The organism is Deltaproteobacteria bacterium (genome assembly GCA_019308905.1).
Classification (GTDB): domain Bacteria; phylum Desulfobacterota; class BSN033; order WVXP01; family WVXP01; genus JAFDHF01.
Genome location: JAFDHF010000051.1, coordinates 1 through 19,954, shown reverse-complemented (window position 1 = coordinate 19,954; position 19,954 = coordinate 1). Strand labels below are relative to the sequence as shown.

Genomic DNA, 19,954 nt, shown 5'->3' with positions numbered 1-19,954 from the left:
GCTGGAAGAGACTCGGATTTAGCTATCACAAGAGGATCTGCGTGTCAAGGCTCTCGGTCGGCCGGACTGTTACGGTGGGGCCTGGTTTGAAGGCGTGTTTGGAGTCAGAGGTCGCCCTTGACTGATCGGAAAATGAAACGATAATATAAAAAGATGCTCTTTCTCGGGCGGAAAATCTCTTCTCCGTGGTGCTCTTATGCCGATCTATGAATTTCGATGTGAAGATTGCGGGAGGGTTTCCGATTTTCTCATTATCTCTATTCACGAGTCTTTCCGTCCCGTCTGCAAATACTGCAAGAGCCGGCGAATGACCCGGATCATCTCTCGTGTGAGGGTGTTGCGGTCCGAGGAGAGCCGGATGGAGAGCTTGGCCGACCCCTCACGATGGAGCGGCTTGGATGAGAATGATCCCGCCAGCGTAGCCAGGTGGATGAGGAAGATGGGTCGAGAGATGGGGGAAGACATCTCGGATGAAGAGATCGACGAGATGATTGACGGAGCCATGGATGAGTTGGAGGGTGGTGGAGATGGTGAAGGGGATGGCACGGATACGGAAACAGAGGGGTGAGCCCCTTCCGGGTAAGATGGGAAGAGAGGATATTGGTCAAGAAAAGGGTGCGTTTGAGGAGTTTGAGGCCACCTCCCTTTACTGCCCGCGGTGCGGGAGAGCGGTGCCCGTGAGAAAGCGGCTTCTCCTGGTACTGATTGACGGCGAAATATACGAGTATATCTGCGCCTATTGTTCTGAATCTCTCGGGTCAAAAACCGTCAAAGGCGGAGAGCAGGTGGAGGTCCTTGTCTAGGACAATCTGCGGAACAGTCCGTCTTGCGGTCAAGATCCGGCCTCGATCCCTTCGTGAAGTACCTTTGACTCGCCAGGGGATATTTTCATAGCAATTACCGTTTCGGGTTTGGGCAGGTCGAGTGACGAAGAACCGGTTTGTTGGTGGTCTGCAGGTATGCCCATAGGGGGTGCAGAGGCGGGCTGATCCGATTTCAGGATCTGGAGGTTGAGATATGGCAATAAGGATAGGTGTTTTGACAGGTGGAGGAGACTGTCCCGGTTTGAACCCGGCCATCAAATGGGTGGTCAAGACGGCCCTGGATCCCAGACTGGAGAGAGAACGCCACGTCACATTCGAGGTGCTCGGCATCCGCGAGGGCTGGAGAGGGATTGCGGACATAGATGCAAGGCGGGAAGAGGACCTGAACCACTATATCGTCCCCCTGGACCAGGCTGTAGTCCGGACCTGGGATCGTTATGGCGGAACCAACCTGGGAACCTCCAGGACCAATCCCTTTGACCCGGCCGACGATCGGAGTGAAAGGCTGATGGATAACCTCAGGTATCTCAACATAGAGGCCCTGGTAGCCATCGGCGGGGAAGACACCCTGGGAGTGGCTCACAGACTCTCCACCATGGGGGTCAAGGTCGTAGGGATCCCGAAGACGATTGACAAGGATCTGTCAGGGACAGACTATACCCTGGGTTTCGAGTCGGCCGTGCAGGTTATAACCGAGGAGATCGACCGCCTTCGGACCACGGCCGGGTCCCACAGAAGGATCTTCGTCGTGGAGACCATGGGGCGGCATTCCGGCTGGCTTGCTCTAGAAGGGGGAGAGGCGAGCGGTGCCTATATGATTCTCATTCCGGAGTATGAGTTTGAAATCGATCGGGTCAACGATCTCCTCTTGGAGGGACGAGCTTTGGGAAACCGGTATGAGATCGTAGTCGTGGCCGAGGGGGCAAAACCCAAAGGGGGGACGGAGATTACCAGGGGAAGAGGAAGAGACGGCTTCGGCCACGTGACCCTGGGCGGTGTGGGAGAGTTCTTGGCGGCAGGGATCGAACGGGGTACGGGCCTGGAGACACGGTCCGTCTGCCTGAGTCACCTGCAGCGTGGAGGCGCTCCGTGCGCGTACGATCGCCGGATGGGTCGATACTTCGGCATCGCTGCCGTGGATCTGATCGTTCAGGAGAACTTCGGCAAAATGGTGAGCTTCCGGAACGGCCAGGTCACGGCGGTTTCGCTGGAGGAGGCGGTCGGGAAGATCAACAAGGTCGATGTGAGAACCCAGTACGATACCGAACGGTACAACGGCCGGCGCACTCTCCTTTCGGCGTGAATCCCAGGGTTTCTCGAGTCGGCTCGAGAGACCGGGATACCTTGGCTGGCAGTGCGACACGAGAAGTGTAGGACGGTTGGAGGGCGATCGAAACGGACAGCGTCATGAAGAGAGAATGGAATATCCTGGAGCAGACCGGAGGGCCGCCTTTCCCGGCTGAGATCCGGTCACCCCACGATGATGCCCTGATGATCCTGATTCCTGAAGGTCCTTTTACCATGGGGATAGACAGGGACGAGTTGATGCAGATATTCGCACTGGACGGAAAGGAAAACCCGGTTTTCGCCACAGAGGTTCCGGCCAGGCAGGTCCATACAGAAGCCTACTACATCGACAAGTACCCGGTCACCAATGCCCAGTACGAACGGTTCCTCCTTGAGACTGGCCATCGGATACCCCTTCTGTGGGAGCAGCCTGGGTGGAGTGAGCCTGATCAACCCGTGGTGGGACTGGGTTGGGATGATGCCAGGGCTTACTCATCCTGGGCCGGCAAAGCTCTCCCATCCGAAGCGCAATGGGAGAAGGCCGCGCGGGGCACGGACAGGTTTTGGTGGCCCTGGGGGAACGATTTCTATCCGGGGCGGTGCAACTCGGCGGAACTGGGGATCGGCAGGACAACCCCGGTTACGCGTTTCCCGGAGGGAGCAAGCCCTTATGGGTGCTATGATATGTCTGGTAACGTCTGGGAGATGTGTGAGGGGTTTTGGGTCGAGGACATGCCCCTCATGAAAGGAGGCTGTTTCCTCGGCCGAGCTACCTTTGTGAGGGCGAGTACCCGTTGGTCCCCTGAAGATCCCGACGGCGGGGCCCAGTGGCTCGGGTTTCGCTGCGTCAAGGAGATTCCCAGGACAGGACCCGTGTAAAGGTCCTCCTGTATCTGCCACTCCATTGGACCGGGAGGTCCGCTATCGTCGGTCTCCACGGGCCAGATGTGTCACTTCCTTGTAACGCTTCAGGAAAACCATCAGTATCGATATGGCGGCAGGTGTGATGCCCGAGATTCGTGAGGCCTGCCCGAGGGAGAGGGGCTGGATTTCGGCGAGTCTCTGCCGGGCCTCGTGGGAAAGGCCGGGTACCTTGCCGTAGTCGAAGTCTTCCGGGATCTGGATGTCTTCCAGATGCTTGAACTTCCTTACCTCTGCCTCCTGCCGCTGCAGATATCCATCGTACTTGCACTGGATTTCCACCTGCCGCTCCACGTCAGGGGGGAGGCGGGAAGGCCTGCCCTCGATGGCCGATATGTCCTGGTAGGTGATCTCCGGTCTCTTGAGAAGACGGATCAGGGGGGTGGAGCCTTCAATGGGGCTTGAACCCCGGTCTCCGAGCAGGGCAGCTACCCTGGCAGAGGGTTTCACGTGGGTCTTCTCGAGTCGTTGGAGCTCTTCCGCGATCATCCGTCTCTTTTCCCTGAGATCGTCGAGGAGGTCCTGATCGTGGAGGCCGAGTTCGCAGCCCTTCTCGAGGAGACGGAGGTCGGCGTTGTCTTCCCTGAGGAGGAGCCGGTACTCCGCCCGTGAGGTGAACATCCGGTAAGGTTCCCGGATGCCGCGGGTCACCAGGTCGTCGATCATGACCCCCATGTAGGCCTGGGATCGGTCGAGGACAAAGGGGGGGCGGTTTTGCACCTGGAGTGCCGCGTTGATGCCCGCCCACAGCCCCTGGGCTGCTGCTTCCTCGTAACCGGAAGTGCCGTTGACCTGGCCGGCCAGGTACAGGCCTCCCACCTTCTTTGTCTCGAGGGTCGGCCTGAGCTGTGTGGGCTGAACGTAGTCGTACTCGATAGCATAGGCGGGCCTCATTATCTCTGCTTCTTCAAGACCGGGAATCGACCGGAGGAGCTCGATCTGAACCTCATAGGGAAGGGAATTCCCCGTCCCACTGAGGTAGATCTCCTCTGTGTCCAGGCCCTCTGGTTCGAGAACTATCTGGTGGTGGTCCTTTTCGGCGAACTTGACGACCTTGTCTTCCAGAGAGGGGCAGTACCGGGCCGGCACCCCCTTGATGATGCCGCTGTACAGAGGGGAACGATGGATGTTACGCCGCACTATCTCGTGGGTTCCCCGGTGGGTGTTGCCTATGTGACACGAAACCTGGGGCAGCGGGATCTTCTCGGTGAAGAGCGAGAAAGGACGGGGATCCTCGTCCCCCCTCTGCTCGGTAAACCTGGTAAAGTCGATGCTCTTTCGCAGGACCCTGGCAGGAGTGCCGGTCTTCATCCGGCCCATCTCGAAGCCCAGGGACATGAGGTTTTCCGCCAGGCTGTCAGCGGGGAATTCACCTGCCCGCCCAGAGGGGATCTGCCTCGTACCGATGTGGACGAGGCCGTGCAGGAACGTTCCTGTGGTGATAACGACGGTTCTGCCCAGAAAGAGGGCCCCGATATGGTCCCTCACTCCTGCAACCCTGCCGCCTTCGACGAGAATCTCCTCGACCAGAGACTGCTTGAGTTCAAGGTTGGGCTGCCTCTCCAGGACGCCCTTCATGAGGTTCCGGTAGCGGACCTTATCGTTCTGGGTACGCGTTCCCTGGACTGCAGGCCCCTTTTTCGTATTGAGTATCCGGGATTGGATGGTTGTAAGGTCCGTGATCCTGGCCATCTCTCCCCCAAGAGCATCTACCTCCTTCACCAACTGCCCCTTCCCCAATCCGCCGATAGAGGGTGAACAGGGCATGTGGGCCACGGTATCGAGAGAGATCGTTAGGAGGAGCGTCTCACAACCCATTCGGGCCGCAGCCAGTGCGGCCTCGCACCCTCCATGACCGGCTCCGACGACGATCACATCGTAGCACTTGGGATAATCGCTCATTGCTCTCTCTGCCTCTGGAGACTAGCCGCCCTCGGCGTCCAGAAATCACCGCATGCCCCGCTAGAGCGGCTTGAGTCACCCGGCCCGGCGACTCGAAGATAGCCTCAAAGCTCCTAATTATATATAATATTAGCATGTCCCGTCCACTCTATCGCGACCTCAGCACGGCCTGGCGCGAGCGATTCGGGTCGAGGGTTCAGAGGATCAGCCTTGATGCAGGCCTCACATGCCCCAACCGCGACGGGCGGGTCGGCGTGGGCGGCTGCATCTACTGTAATCCTCTGGGGTCGGGAACCGGCCTTTCCCGGCATCTGTCGATTACCGAGCAGCTTGAGAGGGGCAAGGATCTTCTCCGCCGCCGTTACAAGGCCCGAAAATTCATCGCTTACTTTCAGTCCTTTTCCAACACCTATGCGCCCCTGGAACGCCTGCGCCGGCTCTATGATGAGGCTCTCTCGGTTCGGGATGTCGTTGGACTCACGATCGGTACGCGCCCCGACTGCGTGGGTGAACCCGTCTTGGACCTTCTCGGCGAAATGGGGCAAAGGACCTATGTCTTGATGGAGTACGGCCTCCAATCGATGCACGACCGGACACTCGACCTGATAAACAGGGGGCACCATTTTGAGGCCTTTGTCGATGCCGTTGCCCGCACCAGGAGGCGAGGCCTGGAGGTCTGTGCTCACGTGATTCTCGGGCTTCCCGGGGAAGACAAGTCCGACATGTTGGAAACAGCGCGCGCCCTGGGCCGGATGGATATCCAGGGTGTCAAGATTCACCTTCTCTACGTGATCAGGAACACGCCGCTCCACCGTCTCTACCAACAGGGGGCGTATCGTTGTCTGAGCAGGGAAGCCTATGTGGATGCCGTGTGCGATTTCCTCTCACTGCTGCCCCCTGAGGTTATCATTCATCGGCTCACAGGGGACCCTCATCCACAGGAGCTGGTGGCGCCGCTCTGGGCCCTTGAGAAGCAGGCGAATCTCCAGGCTATTCGTGACGGGCTCCGAGAGCGACACACGTGGCAGGGGAAGGCCTTCGAAGGCAGCCGGTTCGAGAGGCCGGTCCCCGCCGAGCTGTCTGGGTGAAGGTTCTGGGAAAAAGGAGGTGACGTCATGAGAGTTACAATCAACGGCTCGGTTCTCGAACTCGTCCAGGGGGACATCACACAACAGGACACAGATGCCATAGTCAACGCGGCCAATACCTCCCTCCTGGGCGGCGGTGGTGTGGACGGGGCCATCCACAGGGCTGCGGGTCCCCAGCTCTTAGCGGAGTGTCGGACCCTGGGGGGGTGCCCCACCGGCGATGCCAAGATCACTCGGGGGTACAATCTGAAGGCGAGACATGTGATCCACACGGTGGGGCCGGTCTACCGCCGGGGGAACCAAGAGGTCCGGGACCTTCTCGCCAGTGCCTACCGGAGGAGTCTCGAAGTGGCGAGCGAGAATGGTTTGAAGACGGTCGCTTTCCCCTCGATCAGTACGGGAGCCTACGGCTATCCGGTGGAGGAAGCCGCCTCTGTCGCCCTGTCCACGGTCATCGACTACCTCAAGAAGCACCAGGACATCAAAGAGGTACGATTCGTTCTCTTCAGTGAAGGGATCCTGAGGGCATACGAAAAGGCGCTCCGCGATCTGACCGCGCAGAAGGGCCAGTAGAGTCGATTCTCCGAGGAGGCTGGAGGGTTGAGAATCTCCAGGCGAAGTGAGACGTGGATCCACACCCATTTTCTCACGGATGGCCGGGTACTGAGTTCCGACCAGAGACGCAGGATCAAGAACAGGTTGGAATCCTTTCTGCGCCTCGAGGGGATCGTCTTCGGGCTTCACTTTGAGGAGGCCCGGGGCGAGGAGGGGCTCCGGATCGTCCTGGAGTGTATACCTCTGCCCCAGACTCTGGACCGGATCCAGACCCGCCTGGAAGAAGAGATCCGCCATATCCCGATTCAGAAGCCGGTGGTCAAGAAGGTCCGCGTAGAATGAGCCTTTGGCAAAACCGGCCGCGCCACCCCGAGTCGCCGGATTCGACGAGGGCGGGTGCGGCCGGGCTGCTCAGGTCTGGGCGGCCTCGAGTTCGTGCAGAAACTCGTCCGTCGTGAGGACCCTGCCGTATTTCATCTCTATGCGTTTGAGGGAGTTCCTGTGGAATTCCTCCTCGAAGGTCCCCATGGCGTCTGAGACGGCGAGCACCTTGAACTGCCTTTCAAAGGCGCCCGCTATGGTGTCGTCCACGCAGATCGGGGTGAGGGCACCGATGACGACCGTGTACTCCACCTGATGCGCCCGGAGTATGTTTTCGAGATTCGAGTCGTAGAAGCCGTTGTACCCGTATTTCTCGACGATTTCGTCTCCCTGCTGCGGATAGATCTCCTCGATGATGTCACTGGCCTCCGCCTCTTTCTTGATGTCGTCATAGTACCTCTTGTGGTTTTTCCAGCAGCATTTCACGTCGGGGAAGAGCTTGGGAGACCAGGTCCAGATGAGGGTCTGCTTCGGGCCTGCGATGAATTTGAGATAGACTATGGGGATCTTGGCCTTCCTGCAGGCATCGACTACACGCTTTGCATTTGGGATGGCCTCACGGCAGGAGGGGAGCGACATGGGTGCGCCCTCCCTTACGAAATCGTTCTGCATGTCGACCACGATGAGAGCGGTCTTGTCGATCTCCATCCTGTACGGGACCGTTTTCTTTTCTTCCATCGTCATCTCCTCCTCTGATAGTCTTGCTGTTTTGTAAGGCCGGGATTCTGCGAGCCAGGCCTCCTCTTAAAGAGGGCCTTTCTCATCTGTCTCAAAGCCGATTTGCTGGGGGTCTAGGCTAGCCCTGCGGCGACCAGGAAGTTTCTTCCCAGCATCTTTTCGATCTCGTCTTCCGGGATCTCGGGTTCTCCAAGGGCTCTCGCCTCGTCGTTGAGGGTCTGGAACTTGGGCAAGAGGGTCTCAGGGAATTCAAAGCCCGGATAGTCCGTTCCCCAGCATATCTTGGACCACGGGAGCCCCAACGCCTTTGCCCGGATAAGGAAGCGGTACATCTCTCGACGGGTGTAGATACTGTTCATATAGGACAGATCCATGTAAAAGTTGGGATGCTTGGCCACGAGGACCAGATTCTCGTCCACCCAGGGAAACCCCCCATGACACACCAGGAGCCTGAGGTCGGGGAACTTCCGCCCTACCCCATCGAGCAAAAGGGGCCTCCCGTATTCCAGAGGGGCATCGATGACAGGTGTTGAAGCCTGGTGAACCATCACCAGGATCCCAAGCTGCTGGGCCTTTTCGAAGAGCCCGTAGGTCAACTCCCAGTCGTTCGGGGCGTAGTGATCATAGCAGGGATAGAGCTTTAGACCCGTCAATCCAAGATCCTGGACGGCTCGCTCCAGTTCTTCCACCGCAGCCGCAGGCCCTCTGAATCTTGGGTTCACGGCCGCCATCCCGATGAGCTTATCCGGGTACTTCTTCACGACGGCGGCGATGTAGTCGTTCGTCTTTTCGATCGATGGAGGTCCAGGCACATCGGTGAAACCCCTGAGATCGATCGTCCCCCTCACCATGTAGGGGGTGTACTCGGAGGGGGCTACGCCGAGAACCACCGACCTGTCGATGCCGCACTTGTCATGGTCCGCGATAAGAACCTCGGGATCGATGGGCTCCCATAGATACTCCAGTCCCTTCCAGTCCTCGTCCACGGGCATTCTTTCGGTGGGGAGCTTGCCCTGGGACCTGAAGTATCCCAGGGTCATCTCCTTGATGAACTTCTCGTACCCCGGATAACCCGCTCCCAAGACGTGGTTGTGACAGTCGATAATCATCCCCTTTCCCTCCTTTTGGACGGTCAGATGGTGAGGTAGTTTTTCACCGTGTGGTCTTCCCTCAGGAGATCGACCCCCCCCTCGGTTACGGCCCGGCCTTTTTCTATTATGTAACCACGGGAAGAGAGGTCGAATGCGAAATCTATGTTCTGTTCGACAAGCAGGATTGTGAGCCCCCTTTCCCTGTTGAGATTGCGAATCAGTTCGAGGATTCTCTGGATGATGCTAGGTTGAATGCCCTCGGTGGGCTCGTCGAGAATCATGATCCGCGGATCTCCGGCCAGGGCCCGGGCGATGGCAAGCATCTGTTGCTCTCCCCCGGACAGCCTTCCTCCTTTCTGTTTCAGTCGATCCCGTAGAAAAGGGAAGTAGTCGAAGACATCAGGTTCGATCCGGCGCGTTGGTTGGGCGCTTATGAAGGTCCCTACCCTAAGGTTCTCCTCTACCGTGAGCTCGGGAAAGATGAGCCTTCCCTGGGGAACATAGCCGATCCCGGCTCTCACGATTTGATAGGGGAATCTGCCGGAGATCAGCCGGCCTCCGAAGAATATGCGGCCTCCCCGAGGAGGGGTCAAGCCCACTATGCTCCGCAGGAGCGTCGACTTTCCCACGCCGTTTCTGCCCAGGACGCAGACGATTTCTCCCCTGTCGACCGTGAGGCTGACGTCGTTCAGGATCAGGGCATCCCGGTAATAGACGAAGATGTTTTGCACCGCCAGGAGAGCCAAGGGTTTTTTTTCACTCCCTTCCAAGGTAGACCTTTCTTACTTCCTCGTTGTTCTCTATCTCGTCGAACCTGCCCGTGGCAAGGATCCTTCCATTGTGAAGCACCGTCACCTCTTCTGCGATCTCCCGCAGGAATTTCAGATCGTGCTCGATGACCACCGTTGTCAGGTCGCTCAGGTTGTCCCTGATCAAGTACGCGGTTTCCCGGGTCTCTGCCGGTGTCATCCCTGCGGTGGGCTCGTCGAGAAGGAGTAGATCCGGTTCGTTGCGGAGAAGCATGCCGATCTCCAGCCACTGTCTCTCCCCGTGGGAGAGAGAGGAGGCGAGGTGGTCCCTCTTTGAATCGAGTTCGATCTTGCGGAGGATCTCCATGGCGAGGGCCCTGTCTCTCTCCTGCACGCCCCTGAAAAGGAGGTGGGAGAACCCGTATTTGCCGTATCCTGCGACCAGGATGTTCTCGATCACCGTGAGATGGGTGAAAATAGAAGGGGCCTGGAACTTTCGGCCGATTCCAAGATGGCAGATCTCCTCTGTTGTGAGATCGGTGATATCCCGGTCCCTGAGAAAGATCCTTCCCGAATCCGGCTTCAGCTTGGCGGTGATGAGGTTGAAGAGAGTGGTCTTGCCGGCCCCGTTGGGTCCGATGATGCAGTGCATCTCTCCCTCTTCGATACCGAGACTGATGTCGTCGATCGCCGTGAAACCGCCGAACCGGCGGGTGAGGTGCTCGACTCTCAGCATGAAATCACCCTGCCGAACCGTCACACCTTTCCCCCCTTTCTTCTGAGGATGGATCCCAGGAGGCCATCGGGCAGAAAGAGTACGACCACGACCAGGATTACCCCGATGATCAGATACCAAGTTTCCACGATAATGCCGCTCAAAATCGTTTCCAGGTAGCTGAGAACGATGGCGCCGAGGAAGGGACCGATCAGCGTGCCCCTGCCACCGACTGCGACCCAGATCATGACGTTTGTCGACAACAGCAGTCCAAGGAGATCGGGAGAAACGAAATCCTCCAGGGGACCAAGAAGCCCCCCTGCAACTCCGGCGATCCCACAGGAAAGGGTGAAACAGATGGTCCTGGCAGCGGCGATGTTGAAACCGAGAAACCGGGTCCTTTCAGGGTCGTCTCTGAGAGCCTGCAGCAGCAACCCGTATCTGGATCTCGAAAGGGCAAGGAGCAGGAGATAGACAACCAGGGCGAGGAGGACCACGAGGTAGAAATAGGTGATCAATCCTCCCGTGGTATCTGCGTCGAGGTGGTAAGAGAAGAAAGTGATCGGAGGAACGGGAAAGAACCCCGTCAGCCCTTTGGTCAGAGAATACCAGGCAATGGCCAGCTGTTCCATGATGAGTGTTACCACGAGGGTGATGATGGAGAAATATACACCGCTTACCTTGCCGTAGATGAGAAAAAAGCTCAGGAAGAGCCCGACCAAGATCGGGAGAAATATGGACCCCAGGATGGCGAGGAGCGTGCCCCCGGTCTGGACATGGGAAAGCACCAGAGTGACCGTGTAGGCTCCAAGACCGAAATAGGCGGCGTGCCCGAAGCTCAGAATTCCTGCATACCCCCAGACCAGGTCGAGACTCATGGCGAAAATGCCGAAGAGAACGAATTTTGCGAGTATCCTGGTATGGTATACGCTCGAAAAAAGAGGAGAGACGAGTATCGCCGAGAATACGACGGCCGCGATCCCAAGGTCTTTGTCAAATCTCTTAATCTTCACCATTCCTGCTGTCCGTGATTCTACGGCGCCTTTGTTCCAAACAGTCCTTGAGGCCTCAAGCGGATCACCATGATGGCCACCACAAAGACTACGATCTGCGCGATGGTCAGCCTGACGAAATAGGAGAGGAAGAAGCGCGTTCCGCTTACCAGGATCGCCCCTCCAATTATGCCGAAGAGATTTCCTATCCCGCCGAGTATGACCACGATGAACGACTGGGCGAGAAAGGTCTGGCCCATCTCCGGGTTGATGGTGATGAGAGGCGCCATGATGGCACCGGCCAGTCCTGCCAGGGCCGCGCCCAGAGAGAACGTCCACTGATCCATGCGAACCACGTTGATTCCCGAAACCGATGACATCTCCCGGTTTTGCATGATCGCCCGGCACTTCAATCCGTAGGAGGTCTTCTGGAACAGGAAGAAGAGAAACACAAGAACCATCCCCGTAACGACCAGAAGCAAGATCCTGTACTTGGGATAGACGATTCCGAAGATACCCAGGCTTCCGCTGAACGGGTTGATCAGGGATTGGTTGCCGACGCCGATGAACATCTTCACGAGTTGGCGGATTATGATACTGATCCCCCACGTAGCCGGGAGGGTGACCAAGGGCCGCGTGTAGAACCTCCGTACCACGAACTCGATGGCCAGGCCTACCACTCCTACGATCACGGGAGCCAGGGCTATGCCCAGCCAGAGATTGCCGCTGCCCTTCTGTGCCAAGACGGCGACATAAGCTCCGAGCATGAAGAGCTCACCGTGCGCCATGTTGATCACACCCATCAGGCCGAAGATGATCGAAAGTCCGATCGCCCCGAGAATGAGAATCATGGAGAAACTGATGGTGTTCATCACCTGAACGAATATCTCGCCGAACATGGATCAGCACTCTCCCCCATACCCGTGATGACTCGGTTCAGTCTCGTCTCTGTCCAGGCAGGCGGCCCGGCGCGTGGGCCTTCTAAAAAAATATGTTTCTGCCCCGGATGGGGCAGAAACATATTCCGGCTCATGGATCCCGTGGCTCAACGAACCGTGCATCCGGGCTCCGGAGCCAGGATGCCGTAGTCTTCGATGATTTCGAACATGGGCCAGATATCCTTCTTGCAGACACCGATGAAAGAACGGAGATGGGCGTACTGGTTTCGGGGGTCGAAGAATATCTCACCAGAAGGCGACTTGAGCTTCACCTCGAGCAGGGCCTTGGCGACTGCGTCCCTGTCTTTTGTTCCCGCTCTTTCCAGAGCTGCGGTGTAGAAATTGACGTTGTTGTACATGTTCACACCGAAGAGGTCGACAAGATCGTCCTTGCCGGCGGCTTTCCTGTAATCCGCGATGAACTTCTTGTTCTCCGGCGTGTCCACGGTCATGAAATAGTCGGCAAAGGTGTAGATACCATCTGCGGTCTCGGGGCTCAATCCCGCTGTTGCCAGTTCAGTGAAACCCGCCGATGTGATCCCCATCATCTTCTTCATTCCGAAATCCGAAACCTGCTTCATGAAGGTGACGCCGTCGGTCCCGGCCACCAGGAAGATCAGGGCGTCAGGCTTGGCTGCCATGCATCTCCGCAAAACGTCGCTGAAATCAGGAACTCCGAAACCCACGTACTCCTCTCCCACCACCTTTCCGCCTTCTGAGGCGATGATCTTCTTGGCCAGGGCAAAGGATTCCCGGGGCCAGGCGTAATCGGAACCGATCAGGTAGAACTTTGACCCGAATTTCTTGATTATCCAGGGGATAAACTCCCCGAACTGCTGGTTGATCACCGCTCCCGTGCTGAAATAGTACCTGTCGCACAATCCGCCCGGATCGTAGGTGGGATTCATGTAGATGACTCCCTTTTTGGAAGTGACGTTGAAAACCGCCTGCCGGATCTGGGTCCCCAGCACCCCGATCAAGACATCCACCCGGGTCTGCTCGATCAGCTTGATGGCCTTCTGGGAGCCCACCTGCGGGTTAAAGGCGGTATCCTCGACGTAGTACTTTATCCGGAACTTGCCGTTTGAACTGTTGTACTCGTTGATGGCAGCCTTGGCGCCGTTCAGCATCGAGCTCCCGAAAATGGCTCCGATGTTGGTAAGCGGAACAAGGAGCCCCACCTTGACCACCTGCTTCTTGCCCGCGGCAAAGGCGTTCCCACTCACTGCCAGGGCAAACATGAACAGAACAGAAAGAACAAGAATTCTCCTCGTCATGATCAATACCCCCTTTTCGAGTTTAGGTCCTCACCTCGCCTCCCAGCCGAGTTCTCTTCAAACCTTTCCGAACCGATGTCTCAATTCAGGAGCGGCTCATACGGCCGATACCCAATCGATAAGCCGTTCCCATGAACCCGTCGATGCGGCTCCCCGGTCTCACATCTACAAGCGTCTCACCCCCTTTCCCAGGCGGTGTGGTTTTTCGTGTCTCCACCCACGCAACAGAGATTTTTTCGACCCTAATATAGGATAGGAGCTTAGGGCTGTCAACTGTTTTCCATTTTCCGGGGTAGACCTCCGGGGATTGAACGGGCCGGCCCCTGGCCGAGTCAGGCGGAAATCCTGGAAGGGACCCGGTGGGAAATTGACTCGGTCCCAGATTTCTACTAACCTAGGAGAGGTCTGTTTCTGGAAGCGGGACAGCGCAAATCGGGTGTGGGGGAGATAGGAAATGACCGGGGAAGAGGGGTTTTTGGGAGCGAATTGGCTGTTGGACACAAGGGAAGCCATAGGCTTGTACCACGAAGTTGCGGTTTCTTTTAGACAAAAAGTGGGGATCGTTGACACCCATACGCACCATAATCTAAGGCAGATCGTCGAAAACCGGCCTTTCCCGAATATTTGGCGGGCAGAGGTGCTTGAGCCCAGAGATGAATATGCAAACAACGATCATTACATCATCCAACTTGCAGCAAAAATACCTGGGTTTTCTCAGGCTCTTGCAAGGGATCCTGAAATCTCCGACTACGACAAGTGGATGGCCCTGAGCCGGGTTTTTCCCGAAATTGAAGGGAACCATGTTCATCAATGGTTGCATTTAGACTTGCGCAGGCTATTCGGCATAGAACTGTTGCTCGGCGCCGATACAGGCGACAGAATATGGACACTGGCCAATGAAAGATTGCAAGGAAAAGAATTGCTGCCCCAGGCCATATTGAAAAGGATCCGTGCAAGGGTCATCTGTACCACGGACGACCCCTCAGATGATCTACGCTATCACGAGATGGCAAAGGGCATAGGGGGAATCACCTTTCTTCCGACCTTTAGGCCGGATGCTTACAGCAACATTTTCAGCGATGACTGGCGTTCAAAGGTCGAGGCCATATGCGATTTGACCGGAAAGGATACGACACTCAAGGGCCTTGTGGAGGCCCTGAGAGAGAGGCACGACCATTTTGCGCGGAACGGGGCAAGGGCGAGCGATCACGGTTTGCTGGAACCTTACGGCCTTGAGGTAACAGACACAAGGGCGGAGAGAATCTTTCATGAAGCTTACGAAAGAAGGAAGAAATACGGGATAAGATCTCCTGAAACACGAGAATTCATCTCGTACATGATGCACAGATTCTGTGAGATGAACCGGGAAAAAGGAATGGTGACCCAGATCCATTACGGTGCCTTCAGAAATGCCAACCAATACCTGTTCAGGAATTGGGGAATGGACGTTGGCGGTGATGTTGTATCGGATAGGGTCGATATTGTCGAAAACCTCATACCCCTGCTTTCGAAGTTCTTCAGTGGAGAAGCGGACAACCAATCGCACCTCATATTGTACCCGATGAATCAAACATTTGCTCATGTCAACGTCATGTTGGAGAGGGCCTTTCCCAATGTCCATGCGGGGTTTCCATGGTGGCACAATGACACGCCCTATGTAATGGAGCAGTACCTGCTCCATACTGCTGGCGCATCGCTGCTAAGTTCAAGCGGTGGCCCTGTCTGCGACGGAAGAAAGATCCTGTCAGAGGGAAGCCGATTTGAGGTCTTTGATCGGGTGATATGCAGGGCGATTGGCAGGCTGGTCTCGGATGGGCAGATGTCCAGGTCTGGTGCAATCCGAGCCGTAAAGGCGCTCATGTACGAGAACCAGGCCCGGCTCTTTTGTTTGGGATAGATCCAAAAGAAAGTCCAAAAGAAAGGGGACGTAGGTACTTAAGCAACTTGAGTTTACAAGCACGCATGCTGCGAGGGAATCATAAGAAGGGAAGAGAATCGGGATTCTGGAGCAAAAGCGCTCTTGCCTCGTAGAAGCTGAGTAGGGGGGCGATCTCAGGCCCTCCTGGCCATGGAGATGGCCCCCTTGGGGCATATGTCGATGCAAGTTGAACAGCCCTCACATAATTCTGGATCGATCAATGCACCTTTCCGGGTCATGGCTATAGCATTGCAGTGTCCTATCTCGACGCATAGGCCGCAGGACGAGCATTTTTCCTGATCGACCAGGGCGCATCCCGGCCAAACGTTAAGCTCAGAGGCAGGTTTTATCTCCCGGATCAATAAGTCACGGATATCCCGGGCGTTCTGAAAGCCCATCTCTTTCATATAGCCCTTCAGCGATTTCATCCATTTTTCCAGGAACCCGAATCCTGCGAGCATTGTCTGGGTACAGACGCCGACCGAATCGGCTCCGCACATCATCATCTCCACCGCGTCTTCCCAGGACGCCATGCCTCCTGTTCCGATAATTGAGTCTTCCGGGCCCAGAAGGCTCCTGATTTCATAGACGTCTCTGAGGGCCAGCGGCCTGATCCAGGGCCCGGAGAGGCAACCCATGGTGTTCTCATTTTGTAGATTGTAAATCGATTTCTTGTAGTTCCACACATCGATCGGGGGGATCCCCAATCGGTTCGCCACGCTGCAGACTGCCGCTGCGCCTGCTTCAAGCGCCGCCCTGGAGACCTCCGCGATGCGGCCCCCCTCAGGGGTGATCTTCGCAATGAGGGGGAGTCGCGTGACCTCCCGTGTCATCTCGATAACCCTGCGCACGGAATCTTCGTCTTGGCCCATGCTGGCTCCGGATGAGGGGCGATCGTCGTTGCGTTGGCGGGAGGTAACGTCCACATTGAAAGACATGTTGGGGCAGCAGAAGTTCAACTCCAGCATCTGAGCTCCAGCCGACTCGAAGCGCCTTGCAGCATCTTGCCAGCCTTCCAGGTCCGGCCCCACATAGGAATAGTTGGCGATGATCATCATTTCCCTGCATCTCTTCCTTGCCCCCTCGACCACCCGCAGCCCCTGGTCCATGTCGAGACGGTATTCCGCAGTGAAGGTGTGGAGCATCTCCTTTTTCAGCCAGCGATAACGGGGTTCATAATTCATGTAGGGTTTTGGATTGAAGGTCTGTTTCACCGACGCCGCGGCCCAACCCGAGCGTTCTGCCAACTCGAGTTGGTCGACCCGTTTCGTCGTGGGGCCTGAGGCGACCATGAAGGGATTCTTCAATTCGAGTCCGCCGAGCCGAATGGGCAGGTAGAAAAGATCTTCTTTCACGGCAACCTCTCCTCTCTAGTCACCGGCGGAATCTGTGAGCGTTCGCAAGGAGTCTTTTCCTCTCCGGGCGTGCCTCTCCTTCCCTCGGAGAAGGATACCCCCTCCCACGTGGTGGGGCCGTTTTTGTTGAACTGTCAGGTCACGTTCATTCATAGCGGAAGCGGGCAAGGGTGTCAAGGGGCCAACTCCAGGTAACCTGAGAGGGGCGGTGAGGAGCCTGTGGCCTATCCGGCTTCAGTGTGATATAGAATCTGGTGGGGATGTTCATACTCTATATGTTCCGGTGGACCCTTGAGGTCCCAGGAGAAAGTAACCCCCCGGGGGGGTGGATGTGGAGATGGACAGGAGAGCGAAGCAGAACAGGGGAGCCCGCCAGGTGGCCCTGGTGACCGGGTCGCGGCGGGGAATCGGCCTGGGAATAGCCATGGCCCTTGCGAGGGAGGGATTCACAGTGGTCCTCAACGGAAGGGCTTCACCTTCGGCGACGAGAGGGATCATCGAAAAAGTGGGGTCCCTGGGAGGCCGTGTGGAGTATCTCCAGGCCGATGTATCGGTCGGATCGGACCGTGAGAGGTTGGTGAAGACGATCGCCGAGCTCTTTGGCCGGCTCGATATCCTCGTCAACAACGCAGGTGTGGCTCCTGAATCCAGAGTGGATATTCTCGAGGCGACGGAGGAGAGCTTCGACCGTCTGATCGAAGTGAATCTTAAGGGGCCCTATTTTCTCACCCAGCGGGTTGCCAATTGGATGATCGAGCAGAAGAGAGAGGACAAACGCCGTACGCCCAAGATCATAAACATATCCTCGGTGAGCGCGTATACCGCCTCGCCCTCCAGAGGTGAATACTGCATTTCAAAAGCGGGTCTTTCCATGACGACCGCCCTCTTCGCGGTGAGGCTCGCCCAGTATGGTATCGGGGTCTACGAGATCAGGCCGGGCATAATGGAGACCGACATGACCGCACCGGTGAGAGAGAAATACAATCGGCTCATATCCGAGGGGGTAACCCCTATAAGAAGATGGGGAACCCCGGAGGACGTGGCACGGGCCGTCCTGGCCATTGCCAGAGATTATTTCCCCTTTTCCACGGGGGAAGTAATAGACGTGGATGGTGGATTCCACCTGAGGACCTTGTGAAGGCTTTGCCTGCCTGTGGCCCGGGAGGGAGTGGGGCTTCATCCTTTGGCCTCTTTCCTGACTTGGCGCAACACCTCTCTGTAGTATCTGTCATAGATGGTGCACCCGACGGGCTTCTGTGCCCGCAGGAGGACGCTGCAACCCCCGCAGGTGCGGCAGAAATCGATCGAATCTGTTTTGCCGGACAGAATCTTTTTCGCGAACAGGGGATCTGCCAGGGATTGCCTTCCGATTCCCACGAGGTCGACGTGTCCCTGGCAGAGGTTTTTCTCGGCCCAGTAAAGGAAGTCTTTCTTGGCCGGGTCGGGTTCTGCGAGGTCGTTCCTGCCGTCTCTCAGATATGAGTACCCCGAGCCGATCACCGGAATCCTTACGGCGTGTTTGATTGCCCTGGCCCATCCGAAATGCCTGTAGACCCCCGGTGGATACTTCTTGGTCGGCCTGACGATTTCAGGGGTGAGAGAGGGTATCCCTGCGGAGACGTTGATATAGTCCATGCCGCTCTCCTCGATCACCCTGGCAAATGCGACCGGCTCGGCCAGGTCCTCTATGACCTCCTGTGGCCCCTCTGTGCCGAATCCCCCTGGTATTCCCTCGTAGACAGAGTACCTCGTCCCCATGATGAAGGATCCGTCTCCAAGTGCTTTCTTCATCCTGGCCACTGTTTCTCTGAAGAATCTCGTCCGGTTCTCAAATGTGCCGCCGTAGCTGTCCTGCCGTGTATTGGCAGGCCGAACCATTTCCGCCCCGAAGTACCCGTGGCAGTGCTTGAAGTCGATACCGTCCGCTCCAACCTCCCTTGCAATGACCGCCGCCTTGACGAAATCCCCGGCAATCTCCTCGATCTCCTCCCGCTCCAACAGGTGGATCCCGGGATCCCCCGTGGGATAGACCGATACGACCTTGGAGAAGGTCCCATGGCTGAGCCTTCCAGAGTGATTGATTTGAAAGAGGATGAGAGATTCTCTGTTGATCCGGCGCATCTCTCGCACCAGGTTTGCGAGCCCGTCTGCCGTATCTTCGGATATCTTCAACTGGTTCTTCCTGGCCCGGCTCTCATAGGAGATCGTGAGGGATTCGACGAAGATGACCCCTGCTCCTCCCTCGGCCAATCTGCGATAACGCCTGAGGGTGAGCTCGGTGGGACTGCCGGAGTCGTCCGCGTCGTTGCACTCCATGGGCTGATTGACGATACGGTTCGGTGCCACCCTGTTTCCTATGCGGATGCTTGAAGCAAGCTTCTCCGGGTTAATGTCCCTCACCTCCCTTGTGCGGTATCGGAGAGCGCCTTGGCTTTGCCCCGGGCGGCCCGGTCGTCTTTCTGGCAAGGACTCCGGAAGGTCTTCTCAAGGGCCGCCCCTCTTCCCTGCTCTCCCCCGAAGCCCCTAGGGCATGCCTTCTCAGAGGAGGGAAGCCGAGTCCCTGTCCAGGTAGAGAAAAGTCTTGGGATGCTTTCTCAGGATTGAGGCAGGATGCCAGGGGGAGATCTCTCCTTCCAGGCACTTCCTTACCGCCTCGGCTTTGCGCTTGTCCGGAACCGTGCAGATTATGGTCTGAGCCTTCATGATCTGTCGAACCGACATGGAGATGGCTTTCCTGGGAACCTCGTCCATTGAGGAGAACCAGCCCTCGCCGAATTGTTGCTTCCGGCACGCTTCATCCAACTCCACCACAATGTAAGGATCTTCGGTATCAAAATCAGCAGGAGGATCGTTGAAGGCGAGGTGCCCGTTCTCTCCGATACCTACAAAGGCCACATCGATCGTTTCCAGGGAGATGATCCGGTTGAGTCGCCGGCATTCGGCCGAAGGATCCTCCGCATCCCCCTGGATCAGGTGGACCCTGCCGGGATGCACCCGTCCGATCAGTCGTTCTTTCAGGTAACGGCGGAAACTCGCCGGATGGTCCTCTGGGAGACCGATGTATTCGTCGAGATGGAACATGGTCGTCTTTTCCCAGTCGATCGCCCTCTGCTCTGTCAGGCTTTGCAGGAACTCGAACTGGGAAGCTCCGGTGGCCGCAACAAAACTCGCATGGCCCTTTGCCTCAATAGCATTTCTGAGAGTCGCAGCCGCCCTGTCTGCTGCTGCTGCGCCACACGCTTCCTTGGTATCATAGACCTGTATCTCCACCTTTGCCTCCATC

Annotated in this window: 20 protein-coding genes; 9 read left to right on the top strand and 11 right to left on the bottom strand. The window is 57.0% G+C overall.

Annotated features, from left to right (window positions below; all coding sequences use genetic code 11):
• Positions 1 to 196: 196 nt before the first annotated feature.
• The 4 genes from JRJ26_15120 (at position 197) to JRJ26_15105 (ending at position 2,990) form a co-directional block, all read left to right on the top strand.
• Positions 197 to 568 (top strand): zinc ribbon domain-containing protein, encoded by a 372-nt coding sequence (locus JRJ26_15120; protein ID MBW2058820.1) that lies wholly within the window; start codon positions 197 to 199, stop codon positions 566 to 568.
• Positions 569 to 584: 16 nt separating this feature from the next.
• Complete coding sequence (locus tag JRJ26_15115) at positions 585 to 803, top strand: cytoplasmic protein (protein ID MBW2058819.1); 219 nt, start codon at positions 585 to 587, stop codon at positions 801 to 803.
• Between the two features lie 214 nt (positions 804 to 1,017).
• The gene (locus tag JRJ26_15110) at positions 1,018 to 2,127 is read left to right on the top strand and encodes an ATP-dependent 6-phosphofructokinase (GenBank protein MBW2058818.1); all 1,110 of its coding nucleotides are present in this window, start codon (positions 1,018 to 1,020) and stop codon (positions 2,125 to 2,127) included.
• Between the two features lie 104 nt (positions 2,128 to 2,231).
• Positions 2,232 to 2,990 carry an SUMF1/EgtB/PvdO family nonheme iron enzyme gene (locus tag JRJ26_15105; GenBank protein ID MBW2058817.1) on the top strand — a complete coding sequence of 253 codons (759 nt, stop codon included), beginning with the start codon at positions 2,232 to 2,234 and terminating at the stop codon, positions 2,988 to 2,990.
• A gap of 42 nt (positions 2,991 to 3,032) precedes the next feature.
• Here JRJ26_15105 and mnmG read toward each other — a convergent pair whose 3' ends face one another.
• Positions 3,033 to 4,934: a tRNA uridine-5-carboxymethylaminomethyl(34) synthesis enzyme MnmG gene (gene mnmG, locus JRJ26_15100; GenBank protein MBW2058816.1), complete on the bottom strand. Its 1,902-nt coding sequence runs from the start codon at positions 4,932 to 4,934 to the stop codon at positions 3,033 to 3,035.
• Between the two features lie 134 nt (positions 4,935 to 5,068).
• Here mnmG and JRJ26_15095 point away from each other — a divergent pair, with 134 nt between their 5' ends.
• The 3 genes from JRJ26_15095 to JRJ26_15085 are packed head-to-tail and all read left to right on the top strand — an operon-like array spanning position 5,069 to position 6,919.
• Positions 5,069 to 6,022 carry a TIGR01212 family radical SAM protein gene (locus tag JRJ26_15095; protein ID MBW2058815.1) on the top strand — a complete coding sequence of 318 codons (954 nt, stop codon included), beginning with the start codon at positions 5,069 to 5,071 and terminating at the stop codon, positions 6,020 to 6,022.
• A 27-nt stretch (positions 6,023 to 6,049) separates the two neighbouring features.
• Positions 6,050 to 6,595, top strand: coding sequence for an O-acetyl-ADP-ribose deacetylase (locus JRJ26_15090; GenBank protein MBW2058814.1), 546 nt, complete (start codon positions 6,050 to 6,052; stop codon positions 6,593 to 6,595).
• A gap of 27 nt (positions 6,596 to 6,622) precedes the next feature.
• Positions 6,623 to 6,919: a hypothetical protein gene (locus tag JRJ26_15085; protein ID MBW2058813.1), complete on the top strand. Its 297-nt coding sequence runs from the start codon at positions 6,623 to 6,625 to the stop codon at positions 6,917 to 6,919.
• A gap of 69 nt (positions 6,920 to 6,988) precedes the next feature.
• Here JRJ26_15085 and JRJ26_15080 read toward each other — a convergent pair whose 3' ends face one another.
• The 7 genes from JRJ26_15080 to JRJ26_15050 form a co-directional block, all read right to left on the bottom strand.
• Positions 6,989 to 7,636 (bottom strand): cysteine hydrolase, encoded by a 648-nt coding sequence (locus tag JRJ26_15080; protein ID MBW2058812.1) that lies wholly within the window; start codon positions 7,634 to 7,636, stop codon positions 6,989 to 6,991.
• Positions 7,637 to 7,749: 113 nt separating this feature from the next.
• On the bottom strand, positions 7,750 to 8,745 hold the full coding sequence (locus JRJ26_15075; GenBank protein MBW2058811.1) for an amidohydrolase: 996 nt from the start codon (positions 8,743 to 8,745) through the stop codon (positions 7,750 to 7,752).
• A gap of 23 nt (positions 8,746 to 8,768) precedes the next feature.
• Positions 8,769 to 9,497, bottom strand: coding sequence for an ABC transporter ATP-binding protein (locus JRJ26_15070; protein MBW2058810.1), 729 nt, complete (start codon positions 9,495 to 9,497; stop codon positions 8,769 to 8,771).
• Positions 9,484 to 10,236 (bottom strand): ABC transporter ATP-binding protein, encoded by a 753-nt coding sequence (locus JRJ26_15065; protein ID MBW2058809.1) that lies wholly within the window; start codon positions 10,234 to 10,236, stop codon positions 9,484 to 9,486. Before JRJ26_15065 ends, JRJ26_15070 begins: the two co-directional genes overlap by 14 nt.
• Positions 10,233 to 11,207, bottom strand: coding sequence for a branched-chain amino acid ABC transporter permease (locus JRJ26_15060; protein MBW2058808.1), 975 nt, complete (start codon positions 11,205 to 11,207; stop codon positions 10,233 to 10,235). The genes JRJ26_15065 and JRJ26_15060 overlap by 4 nt, the downstream gene beginning before the upstream one ends.
• A gap of 17 nt (positions 11,208 to 11,224) precedes the next feature.
• Complete coding sequence (locus tag JRJ26_15055; protein ID MBW2058807.1) at positions 11,225 to 12,082, bottom strand: branched-chain amino acid ABC transporter permease; 858 nt, start codon at positions 12,080 to 12,082, stop codon at positions 11,225 to 11,227.
• A gap of 146 nt (positions 12,083 to 12,228) precedes the next feature.
• Positions 12,229 to 13,398 (bottom strand): substrate-binding protein, encoded by a 1,170-nt coding sequence (locus tag JRJ26_15050; GenBank protein ID MBW2058806.1) that lies wholly within the window; start codon positions 13,396 to 13,398, stop codon positions 12,229 to 12,231.
• 454 nt (positions 13,399 to 13,852) lie between these two features.
• Between JRJ26_15050 and JRJ26_15045 the strand changes: the two genes are divergently transcribed.
• Positions 13,853 to 15,295 carry a glucuronate isomerase gene (locus tag JRJ26_15045; protein ID MBW2058805.1) on the top strand — a complete coding sequence of 481 codons (1,443 nt, stop codon included), beginning with the start codon at positions 13,853 to 13,855 and terminating at the stop codon, positions 15,293 to 15,295.
• A gap of 155 nt (positions 15,296 to 15,450) precedes the next feature.
• Here the strand turns inward: JRJ26_15045 and JRJ26_15040 are convergent, their stop codons facing one another.
• Positions 15,451 to 16,671, bottom strand: a complete 1,221-nt coding sequence (locus JRJ26_15040; protein MBW2058804.1) for a 4Fe-4S binding protein — start codon at positions 16,669 to 16,671, stop codon at positions 15,451 to 15,453.
• Between the two features lie 337 nt (positions 16,672 to 17,008).
• Between JRJ26_15040 and JRJ26_15035 the strand changes: the two genes are divergently transcribed.
• Positions 17,009 to 17,809 (top strand): 3-ketoacyl-ACP reductase, encoded by an 801-nt coding sequence (locus tag JRJ26_15035; protein ID MBW2058803.1) that lies wholly within the window; start codon positions 17,009 to 17,011, stop codon positions 17,807 to 17,809.
• A gap of 38 nt (positions 17,810 to 17,847) precedes the next feature.
• Here the strand turns inward: JRJ26_15035 and JRJ26_15030 are convergent, their stop codons facing one another.
• Together JRJ26_15030 and JRJ26_15025 are read right to left on the bottom strand one after the other, a co-directional pair.
• Positions 17,848 to 19,017, bottom strand: coding sequence for a 2,4-dienoyl-CoA reductase (locus tag JRJ26_15030; protein ID MBW2058802.1), 1,170 nt, complete (start codon positions 19,015 to 19,017; stop codon positions 17,848 to 17,850).
• Between the two features lie 192 nt (positions 19,018 to 19,209).
• Positions 19,210 to 19,953 (bottom strand): glucosamine-6-phosphate deaminase, encoded by a 744-nt coding sequence (locus JRJ26_15025; GenBank protein ID MBW2058801.1) that lies wholly within the window; start codon positions 19,951 to 19,953, stop codon positions 19,210 to 19,212.
• Position 19,954 lies beyond the last annotated feature (1 nt).